A 14,657-nucleotide genomic window follows, 5' to 3' on the forward strand; every position below is an offset into this window, starting at 1 on the left:
CCCGCTGTTGTTTACACATTTGGTTTGCACATCCGGTTGCCAGCCCCGATTGGAATCGCTGCGTGACATCTTCCCCTGAATACGGTCGCCGCTTCGGCGGCATCGAGCGCCTGTATGGCGCCGGTGCGCTGTCGCGCGCTGCCGCAGCGCATGTGGTGGTGGTCGGCATCGGCGGCGTCGGTTCGTGGGCGGCGGAGGCGCTGGCGCGCTCCGGTATCGGGCGGCTGACGCTGATCGATCTCGACCATGTCGCGGAATCCAACATCAACCGCCAGGTCCAGGCGCTGGAGTCGACCCTCGGTGCCGCCAAGGTGGTGGCGATGCGGGAGCGCATCGCGGCCATCAATCCGGACTGCGGGGTCGACGGCGTGGAGGAGTTCATCGACGAGCGCAATCCGGCGGAATTGATCCCGCCCTGCGACGCGGTGATCGACGCCATCGACCATGTACGCGCCAAGGCGGCGTTGATCGCGCATTGCCGACGTGCCGGCATCCGTATCGTGACCACCGGCGGCGCCGGCGGACGCACCGATCCGACCCGGGTCGAGGTCATCGATTTGTCGCGCACCACGCAGGATGCGCTGGCTTCCAAGGTCCGCGCCCAGTTGCGCAAGGACTACGGCTTCAGCCGCGACCCGAAGAAGAAGTTCGGCGTCGACTGCGTCTATTCGCCGGAGCAGAGCCGCCGTCCCGCCAGCGCCGACTCTTGCGGTACGGATGAACTGGCGGCCGGCCTCAACTGCGCCGGTTACGGTTCGTCCGTGATGGTCACGGCAAGTTTCGGTTTTGCCGCGGCGGCACGGGTTCTCGCCGGTATACTTCCGGCATGACGAATTCGCCGCGCCTTCCTGTCGTCCTGGTTACCGGCGCTGCCCGCCGCGTGGGCGCCGAGATCGCACGCAGCCTGCATGCGGCGGGCGCCCGCGTGGCAATTCATTGCCGCTCCTCGGTGGCCGAAGCGGAGGCGCTCGCGGCGGAACTGAATGGCGCGCGGGCGGACTCGGCGGCGGTCTTCGCCGCCGACCTGCTGGATAGTGCGGCCCTGCCGGGGCTGGTGGAATCGGTCGTGGCGCGTTTTGGCCGGCTCGACGCGCTGGTGAACAACGCTTCCTCGTTCTTCGCCACGAAAGTCGGCGCTGTGGACACGGCGGCATGGGACGACCTGATCGGTTCCAACCTCAAGGCGCCGCTGTTCCTGTCCCAGGCCGCGGCGCCTCACCTCGAACGCAGCGGCGGCTGCATCGTGAACATCACCGACATCCATGCCGAGCGCCCGCTCAAGGGCTATCCGCTGTACTGCGCGGCGAAGGCCGGCCTGCTCGGCCTGAGCCGGGCGCTGGCGCTGGAACTGGGGCCGCGGGTGCGGGTCAATGCGGTGGCGCCGGGCCCCATCGAATGGCCGCAGAACCAGCATGACTTTCCGCCCGACGCCCGCACCGCTATCATTGAGCACACCCTGTTGAAGCGCATCGGTTCGCCCGCCGACATAGCGCGCACGGTGAAGTTTCTCGTGTTTGACGCACCTTATGTCACCGGGCAGGTGATCAACGTCGACGGCGGCCGCACCGCCCATTTATGAACGCACCCCTGACCAAGCCGCTGACCGCCCGCCAGGCACAGAAATCTGCCTTCGAGGCCAACAAGCTGGCCAAGCGCCTGCGCCGCGAAGTGGGGCAGGCGATCGCCGACTTCAACATGATCGAGGCCGGCGACAAGGTCATGGTCTGCCTTTCCGGCGGCAAGGATTCCTTCGCCCTGCTCGACATCCTGCTGTTCCTGCGCGAGCACGCGCCGATCGCCTTCGACATCGTCGCCGTCAATCTCGACCAGAAGCAGCCCGGCTTTCCCGCCGAGGTGCTGCCGGATTACCTGCGCAGCATCGACGTGCCCTTCCACATCGAGAACGAGGACACCTATTCCATCGTCAAGCGCGTGATCCCCGAGGGCAAGACCACCTGTTCGCTGTGTTCGCGCCTGCGCCGCGGCGTGCTATACCGCGTCGCCGGCGAACTGGGCGCGACCAGGATCGCGCTCGGCCATCATCGCGACGACATCCTGCAGACGCTGTTCCTCAACATGTTCTTCGGCGGCAAGCTGAAATCCATGCCGCCCAAGCTGGTCTCGGACGACGGCCGCAACATCGTGATCCGGCCGCTGGCCTATTGCCGCGAGCGCGACCTTGAAGCCTGGGCCGCGGAGCGCGCCTTCCCGATCATCCCGTGCAACCTGTGCGGCTCGCAGCCCAACCTGCAACGGCAGCAGGTCAAGCAGATGCTGAACGACTGGGACAAGCGTTTCCCGGGGCGCATCGAAACCATGTTCCGCAGCCTGGCCAATGTCGTGCCCTCGCATCTGCTCGATGCGCGGCTGTTCGACTTCGCCGGCCTCAAGGCATCCGGCACGCCCGACCCCGAAGGCGACATCGCCTTCGATGCGCCCGAACTGCCGGCCGATCTGCCGCAGGCCGTCAATTTTCAGGACAGGGAGAGCTGATGGACGCGCGCCGCCTTCCCGCCCGCCACGGGGTGCTCTGGCTGCTGGCCGGCTTCGCCCTGTTCCGCCGCCATCCGCCGCTGATGACGGCGATCACCTTCGGCTACCTGCTGACGGTAATCATGGTGAACCTGATTCCTAAAGCGGGTCCCTTCCTGCTGCCCCTGCTCTTGCCGACCCTGACCGTCATGCTGGCCAACGGTTGCCGCGCGGTCGAACGCGGCCAGCCGTTTGGCAGCGAAGCCCTGACCGCCGGCATCAGCGAACAGCGCGTCGGGCTGATACGCCTGGGCGGCCTGCATCTGATCGGGTCGAGTCTGCTGGTGCTGTTTGGTTTTGCGCTGGGCGATCCGATCGTCCTCAGCGACGGCATGACGCCGGAAGAGGCGATGGCGCTGGTCAACGATCTCGCGGTGATCCTGCTGCTGGCTTCGCCGATGCTGATGGCGTTCTGGTTCGCCCCGATGCTGACGGCATGGGATGGGGTGAGCGCGGGCAAGTCGCTGTTCTTCAGCTTCATCGCCAGCTGGCGCAACTGGCGCGCTTTCACCATGTACGGCCTGGTGCTGGTGCTGGTGGGCGTGCTGCTGCCGGGCCTGATCCTGATCGTCGCCGGGGCGCTCTCGCAGCCCTTGCTCTCGATACTTTCCGTGGCGCTGCGCATGCTGCTGATATTCGTCCTGGCGCCGACCATGGTCGCCAGCGTTTATCTGTCCTATCGCGACGTGTTCGCGGCGGCGGTGCCAGAGCCGGTGCCTGCCCAGCCCGATGAGTGACGCCGGCACCGGAGTGCTCGGCCTCTTCGGCGGCACCTTTGATCCGCTGCACATCGCGCATCTGCGGCTGGCGATCGAGGCGCGCGAGGAGCTGGGCCTGGCCGACGTACGTTTCATCCCGGCCGGCAACCCGGCCTTGCGCGATGCGCCGCATTGCCCCGCGGTCCATCGTCTGGCGATGGTCGAGCGGGCTCTGGCGACCATGCCCGGTTTCAGCGTCGACGCTTCCGAGGTGCTGAGCGCCGAAGCCGCGCCGGGGCCGAGCTACACCATCGATACGCTGGAACGCCAGCGCCGCCTGCAGGGTGCGCAGCGCCCGCTGGTGCTGCTGCTGGGCGCCGACGCTTTCGCCCGACTGGAAGCCTGGCATCGCTGGCGCGAGCTGTTCGAGCTTGCGCATATCGCGGTCGCGACGCGGCCGGGGCATGAATTGAGAGTTATGCGAAGCGGTATCCCCGGGGACGGTGCTGGAGATACGGCGCTCGACCGCGAATTTGCCGCCCGCCGAGGCGCCGCCGCCGATCTGGCCGGCGCCCCGGCCGGCCGCATCGTGCCCTTCGCCATCACCGCGCTGGAGGTTTCCGCCAGCGCGATCCGTCGGCGGCTGGCGCAGGGCTTGAGCGTGCGCCATCTGGTTCCCGACGCCGTTCTCGACTATATTGATTCACATCAGATCTACCGGACCCAGCATGGACATTAGAAAACTCCAGAAAATCGCCGTTGCCGCCCTTGAGGACATCAAGGCCAAGGACATCGAGGTACTCAATACCAGCAAGCTCTCGGCCCTGTTCGACCGGGTCATCATCGCCACCGGCGATTCGAACCGGCAGGTCAAGGCGCTGGCGAAGAATGTGCACGACAAGGTCAAGGAAGCCGGCGGCCAGGTGATCGGCATCGAAGGCGAGGAAACCGGCGAGTGGGTGCTGGTCGATCTGGGCGACATCGTGGTGCATGTGATGCAGCCCGTGGTGCGCAGCTATTACAACCTCGAAGAGCTGTGGAAGGTCGCGCCCAAGCGTTCCGCGAAGAAGAAGGCCGGCGACGCTGACGGCGAATGAGGCTGATCGTCGCGGCGGTGTCGCAGCGGCCGCCGGAATGGGTGGTGGCCGGCTGGACCGAATACGCGAAGCGGATGCCGCGCGAACTGCCGCTGGAACTGCTGGAGATCAAGCCCGAGCCGCGCACCACGGGCAAGACCGCGGAAGCCATGATGGCACTCGAAGCCGCCCGCATCGACGCGCAATTGCCGGCCGGCTGCCGCCGCATCGTGCTCGATGAACGCGGCGAGGCGCCGACGACGCGGCAACTGGCCGAGCGTCTGGCAAAATGGATGGCGAGTGGCGACGATGTTGCCTTCATCATCGGCGGCCCGGACGGGCTGGATGCCCGGATCAAGAACACTGCCCACGAAACCATGCGCCTTTCCAGCCTGACCCTGCCGCACGCCCTGGTGCGCGTGATCCTCGCCGAGGCCTTGTATCGCGCCGCAAGCGTGCTGAAAAACCATCCCTACCACCGCGAATGATCGATCCGCGCATCTACCTCGCCTCCAGAAGCCCGCGCCGCCGCGAGTTGCTGACGCAGATCGGCGTGCGCTTCGACCTGCTGCTGTTTCGCACCGGCGCGCGCGAGGACCATGAAGTCAGCGAAGACTGGCTTCCGGGCGAAACGCCGGAGGACTATGTCCAGCGCGTGGCGCGGGCCAAGGCGATGTTTGGCGCCAGCCTCATCGTCAGCCGGGGGATCGTCGCGCGGCCGGTACTGGCGGCCGACACCACGCTCGATTTCGACGGCGAGATCATCGGCAAGCCGCGCGACGAAGACGACGCGGCGGCAATCCTGGCGCGGCTTTCCGGCCGCGGCCATCGGGTACTGACCGCCATCGCCATGGCGCGCAACGAGCGCGTCGAACACCGCCTGTCGATCAGCGAAGTGCGGTTTCGCGCGCTGACCCCCGAAGAAATCCGGCGCTATGTCCTGAGCGGCGAGCCGATGGACAAGGCCGGCGCCTACGGCATCCAGGGCCGCGCCGCGATGTTCATCGAGGACATTCGCGGCTCGCACTCCGGCATCGTCGGCCTGCCCTTGTGCGAAACGACGCTGCTGCTGCGCGAGTTCGGGTATCCGCTGTGACCCCGGCGCCGGGCCGCCCCAAGCCGGGGTCAGCGTTCAACAAGGAGGCCGCTTGCGGCCGAACCAAGGTCACCCCCTTCCTTGGGAAGGGGGCTGGGGGGATGGTAGTCACATGACAGAACAGTTCCTGATCAACTTCACGCCGCAGGAAACCCGTGCCGCATTGCTGCAGCAGGGTGTGGTGCAGGAACTGCACATCGAGCGGACCAACGGTCGCGGCATCGTCGGCAATGTCTATCTGGGCCGTGTCGTGCGGGTGCTGCCCGGCATGCAATCGGCCTTCATCGAGATTGGCCTGGAGCGCACCGCGTTCCTGCACGTGGCCGACATCTGGAGCGAGCGGCCGGGCGGCAACGGCTACGGCAGCCACGATGCCCGCCCGATCGAGCGCATCCTCAGCGAGGGCCAATCGATCACGGTGCAAGTGCAGAAGGACCCGATCGGGACCAAGGGCGCGCGGCTGACCACGCAGATTTCCATCGCCGGACGCTTGCTGGTGCATCTGCCGCAGGACACCCACATCGGCATCTCGCAGCGCATCGGCGACGAAGCCGAACGCGAAAAGCTGCGCGCCCGGATCCAGGCCCTGTTGCCGCCCGACCAGCCCGGCGGCTACATCCTGCGCACGGTGGCCGCCGATGCCAGCGATGAAGAACTGGCGGCCGACATCGCCTATCTGCGCCGCATCTGGCGCGAGATCGAGACCCGCAAGGTCGGCGCGCTGCCGCCGATGGTGCTGCATCACGACCTGACCCTGGCGCAGCGCGTGCTGCGCGACCTGGTGACCAGCGAAACCACCGGCGTCATCATCGATTCGCGCGAGAATTTCCAGAAGCTGCAAAGCTTCGCCCACGAATATGTGCCGCAGGTCAGCGCCCGCCTGCTGCACTACACCGGCGAGCGGCCGCTGTTCGACCTGCACGGCGTCGAGGAAGAAATCCAGAAGGCGCTGGCGCGCCGTGTCGACCTCAAGTCGGGCGGCTACCTGATCTTCGACCAGACCGAGGCGATGACCACGGTCGACGTCAACACCGGCGGCTATGTCGGCTCGCGCAATTTCGACGACACGATTTTCAAGACAAACCTCGAAGCGGCGCAGACCATCGCGCGCCAGCTGCGGCTGCGCAACCTCGGCGGCATCATCATCGCCGACTTCATCGACATGGAAGACGAAGAGCACAAGGCCGCGGTGCTCGCCGAATTCAACAAGGCGCTGGCCAAGGACCACACGCGCATCACCGTGTCCGGCTTCACCCAGCTCGGCCTGGTCGAGATGACCCGCAAGCGCACCCGCGAGAGCCTCGCCCATGTGCTGTGCGAACCCTGCCCCACCTGCGGCGGCCGCGGCGAAGTGAAGACGGCGCAGACGGTGTGCTACGAGGTGCTGCGCGAACTGCTGCGCGAGGCGCGCCAATTCACGGCGAAGGAGATGCGCGTGCTGGCCGCGCCGGTGGTGATCGACCTGTTCCTCGAAGAGGAATCGCAGGCGCTGGCCATGCTGTCCGAATTCATCGGCCTGCCGATTTCGCTGCACGCCGAGAGCGGTTACACGCAGGAGCAGTTCGACATCGTTTTAATGTAGGGCTAAAATCCGCATCCGACGCGGGTGTCGTATAACGGCATTACCTCAGCTTCCCAAGCTGATGAAGAGGGTTCGACTCCCTTCACCCGCTCCAGTACGAACCAGAAAAAATGCCGGCGCATGCGCCGGCATTTTTGTTTGGGTGCCGAAGTATCCGGCACCTTGCGCCGGCCTTACTGCTGGGTGGTTTCCGCCTTGATCGACAGCCATTTTCCGGCGCGCAGCTCGATCACGTACTCCTCCAGCGCTTCGAAGCGATAGGGCTTGCCGGACTGGCGGCCCTGCTCGATCACCACCGAGCGCACGCCGATGCGATCGCAGGCGGCGGCGAGCGGCTTGCCTTCGGTCCACACGCGGCGCTGCTTGTAGTCCGTGAGGCCCTTCATCGCCACCAGGGTGCTCTTGGCGAGTTCTTCGCGGCTGATGTCGACGCTGGTCATTTTCCCTTCGCTGCCGCGCACCGTGGCTCGCACGGCGGCGTCGGGCGCGAACATGGCGACAATGCCATTGGCGTTGCGCTTCACGATCGCGCCATCGAGCTGGCCCAGCCAGGTCTTGGCGATCGATGTGGGTTCGCATCCCGCGGCCGTGGCGATGACCGGTGCCGCGGCGGGCGCTGGCGCGGCGACAGGCGCGGGAGTCGGCGCTGGCGACACGGCGCCCTGCGCGATTGTCGGCGCGACCGGCGCAACCGGTGCCGGGGGCGGCGGCGACTTGCGCCGCTGCTCCAGTTGCTTCTGGCTTTCCTGATCGGCCGTCTGCGAGTAACGGTCGAGCTCGGCGTCGAACTCGCCGGGAACGTAGAAGTTCGGCACCTTGTCGAGCAGCACCGGCATCAGCAGGGTCAGCAGGGCGCGCTCGCGGAAGCCGCTCTTGTTTTCCTTGGGGGGCGGGGCCGGGGCGCGCACGAAGCCGACTTTCCCGGCATCGATGTCGAGCTTGTTATCGCCGACCTGCATCGTGGTGCCGCCGCGATTGACCTTGTCGTAGGTACCTTCCTTGTTGGACGTGGCTTTTGCCAGTTCGGCCGAGAGCACATAGGGTTCGTGGTCGGTGCCGCGAATGCCGATGGTGGCCGACGGCGTGACGATGTTGTGGCCGGAGCGATTGGTGCGGGAGATCCAGCCGCTGATCACCCGCAGCGAACCGGTGAGCAGGCGCACGCTGAAGCTGTCGGTCGGCTTGTCCTCGGCGGCGAAACGCTCGGCGACAAACTCGGTGCCGGGGCGAACGGCGACCATGCCGGCGTCGTCGGTCTTGAGCACGGCCTCGGCCAGGGCGGGCGCGCGCACTTTTTCGCCGACGTAGACCACGTCGCCTTCGCGCAGCTTTCTTTCACTGCCGCCGCCCGATGCGGTCAGGTCGCCACGGATGCGGAAGACGGTGGCAAAGGGCTTGCCGCCCGCCTGTGCGGCGGCACCGGATTCGGCGGCCACCGCATGGAGCGGCAGGAAGCCGCCCAGGAGCAAACAGAAAAGCCCGAGGCCGAAGCTGACCGTTCCCCGCCTTGTGTTGTTCAACGACCAATCCATGCTCTGCCCCTGCGCTTTCCGGAAAATTGAGGAATCGTTTACCACGCTATTCAAGCACACTCGCCGGCAACCAGCCATGACCTGCGTCACGAATGCCCCGCGATTGTCGGCGGCTTACAGCCTGCAAGTTCGTCAGGCGTATTGATGTTGCCGAAGGCCTCCGCCTCGTCGTCGAAGGCGACTTCGGCGATTTTCAGCGAGGCATGCCAAAGGCCTACCTTGCGCTCGCCCGCTTCGAGAAAGGCGTCGAGCTTCGGCCCCGCATCGCACCGGACCAGGCTGAAGGCGCGGTGCGCCCGATCGCCGGTGCGCGGGACGGCAAGCTCGGCGTTTTCGGCATCGAGCGCAAGCCGCAGACGCTGCACCAGGTCGGCGGGCAGAAAGGGCGAGTCACAGGGCGCGGTCATGAGCAGCGGCGTTGCGGCCGCGCCCAGTGCCGCGTGCAGGCCCGCCAGCGGCCCGGCGAAACCGGAAACCCGGTCCGGCAACACCGGGCAGCCGAATTCCGCATAGCGTTCGAGATTCTGGTTGGCGCTGATCAGCACCGTGCCGACCTGTGGCGCCAGCCGTTCCAGCACCCATTGCACCAGCGGCCGGCCGTCCAGCAGCTGCAGACCCTTGTCGACGCCGCCCATGCGCCGGCCCTGGCCGCCGGCCAGTATGACTCCGGTGATATCCCGCTGCGTCATTGAAGAATGTCCCAGACCATCGCCACGCCATCCAGCATCAGGTCGCCGATGTCGGCGTTGAGCCCGGTACCCCGTTCGCGCTGGCGCCGGCTGCGTTCGCGTTCGCTGAACAGGATCGTTTCCGCGAGCAGTGCCGGTTCTGTCTGCCGTGCCTGGCCGGCGGCGGCGTGGCGATAGCCCGAGAGTGCCTTTTCGACGGCCTGCGGATCGAGGATGGCGATCGGCGCGCGGCAATGGCTGCAGGCGCTTTCCTTGCGGATATCCACCGGCGAGCCGCAGCCCGTGCAGCGCACCACGCCGATGCGAACGCTGATTTCCTTGATCTCTATCGGCGTCAGTTGGCGCACGAAGCCCTTCTCGATCATGAACTGGGAAAAGGTGATGAAGCGGCCGTGCTGGCCGCAGCGCTGGTAGTTGAACAGCCCGCTCTTGACCCGGTCCTGCGAATGGATCAGGCGTTCGTTGCAGCGCGGGCAGTGCAACGGGCTGGCCAGCGGCAGGCGCTGGTCGTCGCGATGTTCGTGGATCAGCCTGAAGAGATCGACGACTCCGGCCGGTGCGAGTTGCAGGCTTTCGTAGTCGTCGAACCAGATGCCCTGGCAGGCGAAGCACAAGTCAAGCTCCACCTCGCCGTCCAGCTTGCGCTTGAAGCGATGCGCCGCCATCGGCGCGCGGCAGGAAGGGCAAGCGACGAGGGCGGTGTTCATGGCGGTCAGAACACCAGCGTCGCCCAGTCCGGATCGAGCGTGCGGGCGACGAAAGCGCTGGCGGCGACCGTACCGTTGTATTCGGGGATCAGCGGTTCGTTTTCGGCGACCAGGGCGCCCATGGCCATGGCGCAGGCGCGAAAGCTGACATCGAGGTTCGCCGCCTGCCGCATCATGTGATAGATGGAAGTATCGACGCCCGGCCAGGGGCGCAGCGATTCGGCCACGCCGGCCACCAGCAGGCGCACCGCGGGGCCAGCGAAGTGTATTTCGACTTCGCAGTCGAAGGCCGCGGCGGCGGCGGCGTGCACGAAGGGCGTCGCGCACAGTTGCGGGCGCTCCGGCGTCGCCGACCAGAGCAGGATGGCGAGTTTTTGGCGATGTTCGCTCATTCAATTTTCCGCAGATGACGCAGATTTTCGCAGATTAAAACGCGGGACGTCATAGGGTTGGATCTGCTCGCCGACAAACCCGATGGGTGATGGGCAGGGCATGCCAGCGGCGTTAATCCATCTGCGAAAATCTGCGAAATCTGCGGATCAACTGATTTTTTCAAGCTCATTCGAACTCCGCCGCCGGCTCGATGCGGCGGACATGCTCGCGATAGGCCGCCGCATTCACCAGCCGGCCGCGTTCCGCTGCCCATGCCGATGGCCGGCCGCGCACCATCCAGCCGGCCTGGTAGGGATCGCGATTGAGCATGGACGGGCGTTCCTCGGCGGCCTCGTTGGCTTCCAGCAGCACGAAGGAAATCGGCGCATGCACGGCGAGCACGGTCTTGGCGCATTCGACCGTGCCCAGACCGCGCCCCAGCGCCACTTCGGCGCCCTTCGGCTTGGCGGTGAAGCCGATGATGCCGCCGGCGAGATGCAAGCCGAAACTGCTGGCGCCGATCAGCACCTCGTCACCCGCGACGCGCACCCACATGTCATGCTCCGGATCGTAGAGCAGGTCATCGGGGATGCGGCCGCGAAAGATTTCCTTTGCCAAGTCGGGCGTCCCGCAACGGGTTTCAGTTTGGGTGGATGACGCCGCAGGCCACGCGCTTGCCCGAATTGCCGGCGGGCTGCGACTTGTAGTCGTCGGGATCGGCATGGATCACCACGCTGCGCTTGAGGATGCCCCTGGCGCCCTCGGCCAGCGTCACCCCATCCAGGTCGGTGATGAGCAGCGCGTGGCCGGTGGCGTCGGCCACCAGGTTGGGCATGTCGCCGGCATGGCGTTCGGCGGTTTCGTGATGGCCGTGCGGCTTGGCCGCGGGATTGAAATGGCCCTTGGCGCTGCTGGCATCGGGCGCGCTGCAATCGCCGGCCTCGTGCACGTGGAAGCCGTGCGCGCCCGGCGTCAGCCCGGCAACGCGGGCCTCGATGCGGACCTTTTCGGCGCCGATGGACTGGAAGCTGACCGTGCCGCTGACCTTGCTGCCGGAGCGGGCTTCGAGCGTGGCGCCGGCCTTCGGGCCGGAGGCATCCATCGAGGCGCAGGCGGCGAGCAGGGTGGTCATGGCGGCGAGGCTGGCTATGCGAACTGGTTTGCTGTTCTTCATGAGGTTTTCTCCTTGGTCGGGGTGGCGGAAGAGAGCGGGAGTCGAACCCACCAGGGACCGCATGGCGACCCCTGCCGGTTTTGAAGACCGGCCGCCCCACCGGGGAACGTTCTCTTCCGTTGTTCTGTTTTTAGTTATCAAGCCATGCATGACCGGTACCGCTGCTGCGCACTACATGCTCGTCACGCACGCGGCGAGTGTAGCCGATGCGGTCGAAGAATTCGAGGATGTGGATCGCCACCTTGCGTCCGCCGCCGCCATCGTGGTAAATGATGTCGCGCAGGTCGGCGGCGCGCGCAGCGCCATTCTCCGCATCAAGTTCGGCGATGAGCGACACAAGCCGCGCCACGGCATCGGCCGTGAAGTAATGGTCGTGCGCCACGGGATAGAGTTCGCCGGCCCGCGCCACGCGGCGGAACAGCTGGCGCACCACGTCTTCGGCGGTGCCTGAGGCCTTCGCCACGTCGCGCACGCGCGGTGGGCCGAAGGGCTGGGCGTCGAGCAGCGGTTTGAGTACTGCAAACAGGTCGCGATCGCCGGGAGACAGGCTGGCCTGATGTTCCGGCAGATGCAGCCAGGCGCGCGAGGCGGCCAGCCGGCCGGCGGCGATCAACTCGGCGACCAGCGCGTCGAAGGCGGCACGGGCCAGCGTCGGCAGCGTCAGTCGGCGCAGGCGTTCGCGCTCGACGCCGACCATGTCCGGCGCGCGCTGGTGTTCCGCCGCGAGCGCCGCGAGCAGCTTGTCGCCCAAGGCCCGCCAGCTTGCGGCGGCAAAGCCGATCTGCTCATCACCGCTGCGCACGACGCGCAGCGCGGCCTGTTGCCAGAGCGCCGCCGCGGCTGCGTCGCCAAGATTCCAGTTGGCGGCGAAGCGGATCAGATCGATGCCGGCGGCCGATTGCCCGGCCATGAGGCGCAGGCTGGTCGCCGGGTCGTCGTCGCGCAGCGCATTCAGCAACGCCAGTCGCGCCGGGCTGCGCTTGTGGCGCGAGGGCGGAAAGCCGTCGAGCACGCGGCCGCCGCCGATGGTTCGTTGTGCCGAGGCATCGCGCAGCACGAAGCGGTCGCCGCGCACGGCGAGGGTTTCGCGGTCGAGCAGGATCTCCGCCAGCGCCGTCCCGCCAGCGCCGACTTCAGTGCAGTCGAGCAGTGCGACGCGGCCGGTGATGTCGGTGGCGCCCAGATGCACATGCACCGGCGTCCAGTGCTTGAGCGCCGGCTGCGTTGACGGGACATGCAGTTCGGCTTGAAAACGCCGCAGCGGATGCGCGGCGGCGGGATCAACGACCCACATGCCGCGCTCGATGTCCTTCTTCTCGAAGTCGCCGGCCAGCGCCAGCGCACAGCGGTCGCCGGCCTGCCCGTGCTGGGCCGGCCGGTCCTGCACATGCAGGCTTTTCACGCGCACCCTGAGCCCGCCATGACCGCCATTGCCCTCGGGCGCGATGATCGCCGTGTCGCCAGCGCCGACTCTTCCCGAGAAGGCGGTGCCGGTGACGACGGTGCCGATGCCGGAGAGCGTGAAGCAGCGGTCGATGGCGAGACGGAAGCGGCCGTGTTCGGGGAAACCGGCACGGCGCTGGCGATGTGCGGCGGCCGTCGCATCGAGATGTGCGCGCAATGCCGGCACGCCTTCGCCAGTCGTCGCCGACAGCGCGAATACCGGACTGCCCTCCAGTCGCGTGCCGGCCAGCAGCGCTTCGATTTCGCCGCGCGCTTCGGCGACGCGCGCCGCATCGACGGTGTCGCACTTGGTCAGCGCCACCGCGCCGCGATCGAGGCCGAGCAGGTCGAGCAGCTCCAGATGCTCGCGCGTCTGCGGCATCGGCCCGTCATCGGCGGCGATCACCAGCAGCACGAAGTCGATGCCGGTGGCGCCGGCCAGCATGTTGTGGATCAGCTTCTCGTGGCCCGGCACGTCGATGAAGCCGAGCACCGAACCATCGGCCTGCGGCGCGTAGGCGTAGCCGAGGTCGAGCGTGATGCCGCGCGCCTTCTCCTCCGGCAGGCGGTCCGCATCCACGCCGGTGAGCGCCTTCACCAGCGTGGTTTTGCCGTGGTCGATGTGACCTGCAGTGCCGATGATCATGCGGCGCCGATCTCCTTCGAGCTGAGCTTGTACACGAATGTTGCCGGGTCGAGGCTGTCGAGCCGGCCGCTGCTGTTCTCCGCCTGCGGATACATGAAGAAGGGAAGCCTGGCGCCTTTGGAACCCGGAAGAAGGATGTCATGGGCAACGTTGTAGGCCAGCCAGTTCATCTCCCAGGCGCCGAACAGTTTTTGCCGGGCGGCAACCACGACGTCGTCCTGCAAGCTGAGGCCGGGCCTTTCTTCCAGCACCACCTTGCGCACGTCGGCGGGGTCCACCGGCACCCAGCCGAAGTTCGCCAGCCAGACTTCGGCGCGGCAGTGCTGCGCCTTGCTGATGTCGCCGCTCTTGCCCAGGCTCTTGTAGCCGAACTTCGAATCCGCCACGCGCACGCCATACACGTCGCGCGCCGGCAGGCCCACGGAACGGGCGAGTCCGACATAGAGCGCGTTGAGGTCGGCGCACTTGCCCGAGAGGTTGCCCGATTCGAGCATGCCGCGAATGTCGCCGGTGCCGCAGCCGCGGGTCTTGGGGTTGCGCGCCGTGTTGTCCACCACCCATTCGTAGATTGCCCGCGCCTTGTCGAGGTCGGTGGCAGCGCCCTGGGTAATCTCCAGCGCGGTCTTTTTCACGATGCCGCCGGTCGGCAGCAGTTCGGTGGCGCGCGTATAGAGTGTGCGACTGGCCCGGTCCAGCGGCGCCACCTTGCCCGGTCGCGCCAGGTCGATGGCGCGGTCGCGCGTGGCGAAGCGGCTCACCACTTCCAGCACCGGCGCCGGCTCACCGGCATCCCACTGCGCGGCCAGCATCTGCGCGCCATAGACCGGATCGCGCAGCTGACTTACGGCGGCGGCGTTGCCTTGCCAGAGGTTGCCCATCGGCCTGATCCAGGCGGCATCCTCCACCGCGGGCAAGGGCAGCCACAGGCGCGGCGCGCCATGGGCGGCCGAGAGTTCGACGCGACTGGTGACTTCGAAGACGCGCCAGCCGTTGGCAGGGGAGGGGTTGAAGCCGCCCTCGGCAGCGAGGGCAAAGCGCGGTGCGGCGAGCGCGGCGGCGGAAAGTGTTGCGGTCTTGATGAAGGAACGACGGTCCATGGTTTTCTCCGGG

Annotated in this window: 18 protein-coding genes and 2 tRNA genes; 10 read left to right on the forward strand and 10 right to left on the reverse strand. The window is 67.0% G+C overall.

What is annotated here, in order from left to right; all coding sequences use genetic code 11:
* The first annotated feature begins 62 nt into the window (after positions 1-62).
* The 10 genes from SUTH_RS00920 to SUTH_RS00965 all read left to right on the forward strand — a co-directional run bounded on the left by SUTH_RS00920 (position 63) and on the right by SUTH_RS00965 (position 7,078).
* Complete coding sequence (locus tag SUTH_RS00920; protein ID WP_041096372.1) at positions 63-830, forward strand: tRNA threonylcarbamoyladenosine dehydratase; 768 nt, start codon at positions 63-65, stop codon at positions 828-830.
* Positions 827-1,579, forward strand: a complete 753-nt coding sequence (locus SUTH_RS00925) for a pteridine reductase (protein ID WP_041096374.1) — start codon at positions 827-829, stop codon at positions 1,577-1,579. The genes SUTH_RS00920 and SUTH_RS00925 overlap by 4 nt, the downstream gene beginning before the upstream one ends.
* Positions 1,576-2,493, forward strand: coding sequence for a tRNA 2-thiocytidine(32) synthetase TtcA (ttcA, locus tag SUTH_RS00930; protein WP_052473013.1), 918 nt, complete (start codon positions 1,576-1,578; stop codon positions 2,491-2,493). The genes SUTH_RS00925 and ttcA overlap by 4 nt, the downstream gene beginning before the upstream one ends.
* Complete coding sequence (locus SUTH_RS00935) at positions 2,493-3,269, forward strand: BPSS1780 family membrane protein (RefSeq protein WP_041096376.1); 777 nt, start codon at positions 2,493-2,495, stop codon at positions 3,267-3,269. The genes ttcA and SUTH_RS00935 overlap by 1 nt, the downstream gene beginning before the upstream one ends.
* The gene (gene nadD / locus SUTH_RS00940) at positions 3,262-3,969 is read left to right on the forward strand and encodes a nicotinate-nucleotide adenylyltransferase (protein ID WP_041096378.1); all 708 of its coding nucleotides are present in this window, start codon (positions 3,262-3,264) and stop codon (positions 3,967-3,969) included. Before SUTH_RS00935 ends, nadD begins: the two co-directional genes overlap by 8 nt.
* Positions 3,959-4,327, forward strand: coding sequence for a ribosome silencing factor (gene rsfS / locus SUTH_RS00945; protein WP_041096380.1), 369 nt, complete (start codon positions 3,959-3,961; stop codon positions 4,325-4,327). Before nadD ends, rsfS begins: the two co-directional genes overlap by 11 nt.
* Positions 4,324-4,794 carry a 23S rRNA (pseudouridine(1915)-N(3))-methyltransferase RlmH gene (gene rlmH / locus SUTH_RS00950; RefSeq protein ID WP_041096382.1) on the forward strand — a complete coding sequence of 157 codons (471 nt, stop codon included), beginning with the start codon at positions 4,324-4,326 and terminating at the stop codon, positions 4,792-4,794. The genes rsfS and rlmH overlap by 4 nt, the downstream gene beginning before the upstream one ends.
* Complete coding sequence (locus SUTH_RS00955; protein WP_041096384.1) at positions 4,791-5,402, forward strand: Maf family protein; 612 nt, start codon at positions 4,791-4,793, stop codon at positions 5,400-5,402. Before rlmH ends, SUTH_RS00955 begins: the two co-directional genes overlap by 4 nt.
* Before the next feature lie 112 nt (positions 5,403-5,514).
* A complete protein-coding gene (rng, locus tag SUTH_RS00960) occupies positions 5,515-6,984 on the forward strand; it encodes a ribonuclease G (protein WP_041096386.1) in 1,470 nt (489 codons plus the stop codon).
* Between the two features lie 20 nt (positions 6,985-7,004).
* A tRNA-Gly gene (locus SUTH_RS00965) sits at positions 7,005-7,078 on the forward strand.
* A gap of 79 nt (positions 7,079-7,157) precedes the next feature.
* Here the strand turns inward: SUTH_RS00965 and SUTH_RS00970 are convergent.
* From SUTH_RS00970 to SUTH_RS01005, 10 genes are all read right to left on the reverse strand, one after another.
* Positions 7,158-8,504, reverse strand: coding sequence for a hypothetical protein (locus SUTH_RS00970; RefSeq protein ID WP_148312812.1), 1,347 nt, complete (start codon positions 8,502-8,504; stop codon positions 7,158-7,160).
* A 98-nt stretch (positions 8,505-8,602) separates the two neighbouring features.
* Positions 8,603-9,205, reverse strand: a complete 603-nt coding sequence (gene mobA, locus SUTH_RS00975) for a molybdenum cofactor guanylyltransferase MobA (protein ID WP_052473015.1) — start codon at positions 9,203-9,205, stop codon at positions 8,603-8,605.
* Positions 9,202-9,912, reverse strand: a complete 711-nt coding sequence (locus tag SUTH_RS00980) for a zf-TFIIB domain-containing protein (RefSeq protein WP_041096390.1) — start codon at positions 9,910-9,912, stop codon at positions 9,202-9,204. Before SUTH_RS00980 ends, mobA begins: the two co-directional genes overlap by 4 nt.
* 5 nt (positions 9,913-9,917) lie before the next feature.
* The gene (locus SUTH_RS00985) at positions 9,918-10,304 is read right to left on the reverse strand and encodes a DsrE family protein (protein WP_041096392.1); all 387 of its coding nucleotides are present in this window, start codon (positions 10,302-10,304) and stop codon (positions 9,918-9,920) included.
* Entirely contained in the window at positions 10,301-10,474 is a 174-nt protein-coding gene (locus SUTH_RS19525) for a hypothetical protein (protein WP_171817292.1), read from the reverse strand. Before SUTH_RS19525 ends, SUTH_RS00985 begins: the two co-directional genes overlap by 4 nt.
* Positions 10,471-10,902 (reverse strand): glycine cleavage system protein H, encoded by a 432-nt coding sequence (locus SUTH_RS00990; RefSeq protein ID WP_052473018.1) that lies wholly within the window; start codon positions 10,900-10,902, stop codon positions 10,471-10,473. The genes SUTH_RS19525 and SUTH_RS00990 overlap by 4 nt, the downstream gene beginning before the upstream one ends.
* A 22-nt stretch (positions 10,903-10,924) precedes the next feature.
* Complete coding sequence (locus SUTH_RS00995; RefSeq protein WP_052473020.1) at positions 10,925-11,458, reverse strand: superoxide dismutase family protein; 534 nt, start codon at positions 11,456-11,458, stop codon at positions 10,925-10,927.
* Positions 11,459-11,480: 22 nt separating this feature from the next.
* A tRNA-Sec gene (locus SUTH_RS19230) sits at positions 11,481-11,576 on the reverse strand.
* Between the two features lie 12 nt (positions 11,577-11,588).
* Complete coding sequence (selB, locus tag SUTH_RS01000) at positions 11,589-13,547, reverse strand: selenocysteine-specific translation elongation factor (protein WP_041096394.1); 1,959 nt, start codon at positions 13,545-13,547, stop codon at positions 11,589-11,591.
* Positions 13,544-14,644: a transglutaminase-like domain-containing protein gene (locus SUTH_RS01005; protein ID WP_041096396.1), complete on the reverse strand. Its 1,101-nt coding sequence runs from the start codon at positions 14,642-14,644 to the stop codon at positions 13,544-13,546. Before SUTH_RS01005 ends, selB begins: the two co-directional genes overlap by 4 nt.
* Positions 14,645-14,657 lie beyond the last annotated feature (13 nt).

The organism is Sulfuritalea hydrogenivorans sk43H (assembly GCF_000828635.1).
Classification (GTDB): Bacteria; Pseudomonadota; Gammaproteobacteria; order Burkholderiales; family Rhodocyclaceae; genus Sulfuritalea; species Sulfuritalea hydrogenivorans.

Coding starts and splice junctions, on each gene's coding strand:
- SUTH_RS00925 (WP_041096374.1), top strand. CDS start 827: ATGACGAATTCGCCGCGCCTTCCTGTCGTCCTGGTTACCGGCGCTGCC.
- ttcA (WP_052473013.1), top strand. CDS start 1,576: ATGAACGCACCCCTGACCAAGCCGCTGACCGCCCGCCAGGCACAGAAA.
- SUTH_RS00935 (WP_041096376.1), top strand. CDS start 2,493: ATGGACGCGCGCCGCCTTCCCGCCCGCCACGGGGTGCTCTGGCTGCTG.
- nadD (WP_041096378.1), top strand. CDS start 3,262: ATGAGTGACGCCGGCACCGGAGTGCTCGGCCTCTTCGGCGGCACCTTT.
- rsfS (WP_041096380.1), top strand. CDS start 3,959: ATGGACATTAGAAAACTCCAGAAAATCGCCGTTGCCGCCCTTGAGGAC.
- rlmH (WP_041096382.1), top strand. CDS start 4,324: ATGAGGCTGATCGTCGCGGCGGTGTCGCAGCGGCCGCCGGAATGGGTG.
- SUTH_RS00955 (WP_041096384.1), top strand. CDS start 4,791: ATGATCGATCCGCGCATCTACCTCGCCTCCAGAAGCCCGCGCCGCCGC.
- rng (WP_041096386.1), top strand. CDS start 5,515: ATGACAGAACAGTTCCTGATCAACTTCACGCCGCAGGAAACCCGTGCC.
- mobA (WP_052473015.1), bottom strand. CDS start 9,205: ATGACGCAGCGGGATATCACCGGAGTCATACTGGCCGGCGGCCAGGGC.
- SUTH_RS00980 (WP_041096390.1), bottom strand. CDS start 9,912: ATGAACACCGCCCTCGTCGCTTGCCCTTCCTGCCGCGCGCCGATGGCG.
- SUTH_RS00985 (WP_041096392.1), bottom strand. CDS start 10,304: ATGAGCGAACATCGCCAAAAACTCGCCATCCTGCTCTGGTCGGCGACG.
- SUTH_RS19525 (WP_171817292.1), bottom strand. CDS start 10,474: ATGAGCTTGAAAAAATCAGTTGATCCGCAGATTTCGCAGATTTTCGCA.
- SUTH_RS00995 (WP_052473020.1), bottom strand. CDS start 11,458: ATGAAGAACAGCAAACCAGTTCGCATAGCCAGCCTCGCCGCCATGACC.
- selB (WP_041096394.1), bottom strand. CDS start 13,547: ATGATCATCGGCACTGCAGGTCACATCGACCACGGCAAAACCACGCTG.
- SUTH_RS01005 (WP_041096396.1), bottom strand. CDS start 14,644: ATGGACCGTCGTTCCTTCATCAAGACCGCAACACTTTCCGCCGCCGCG.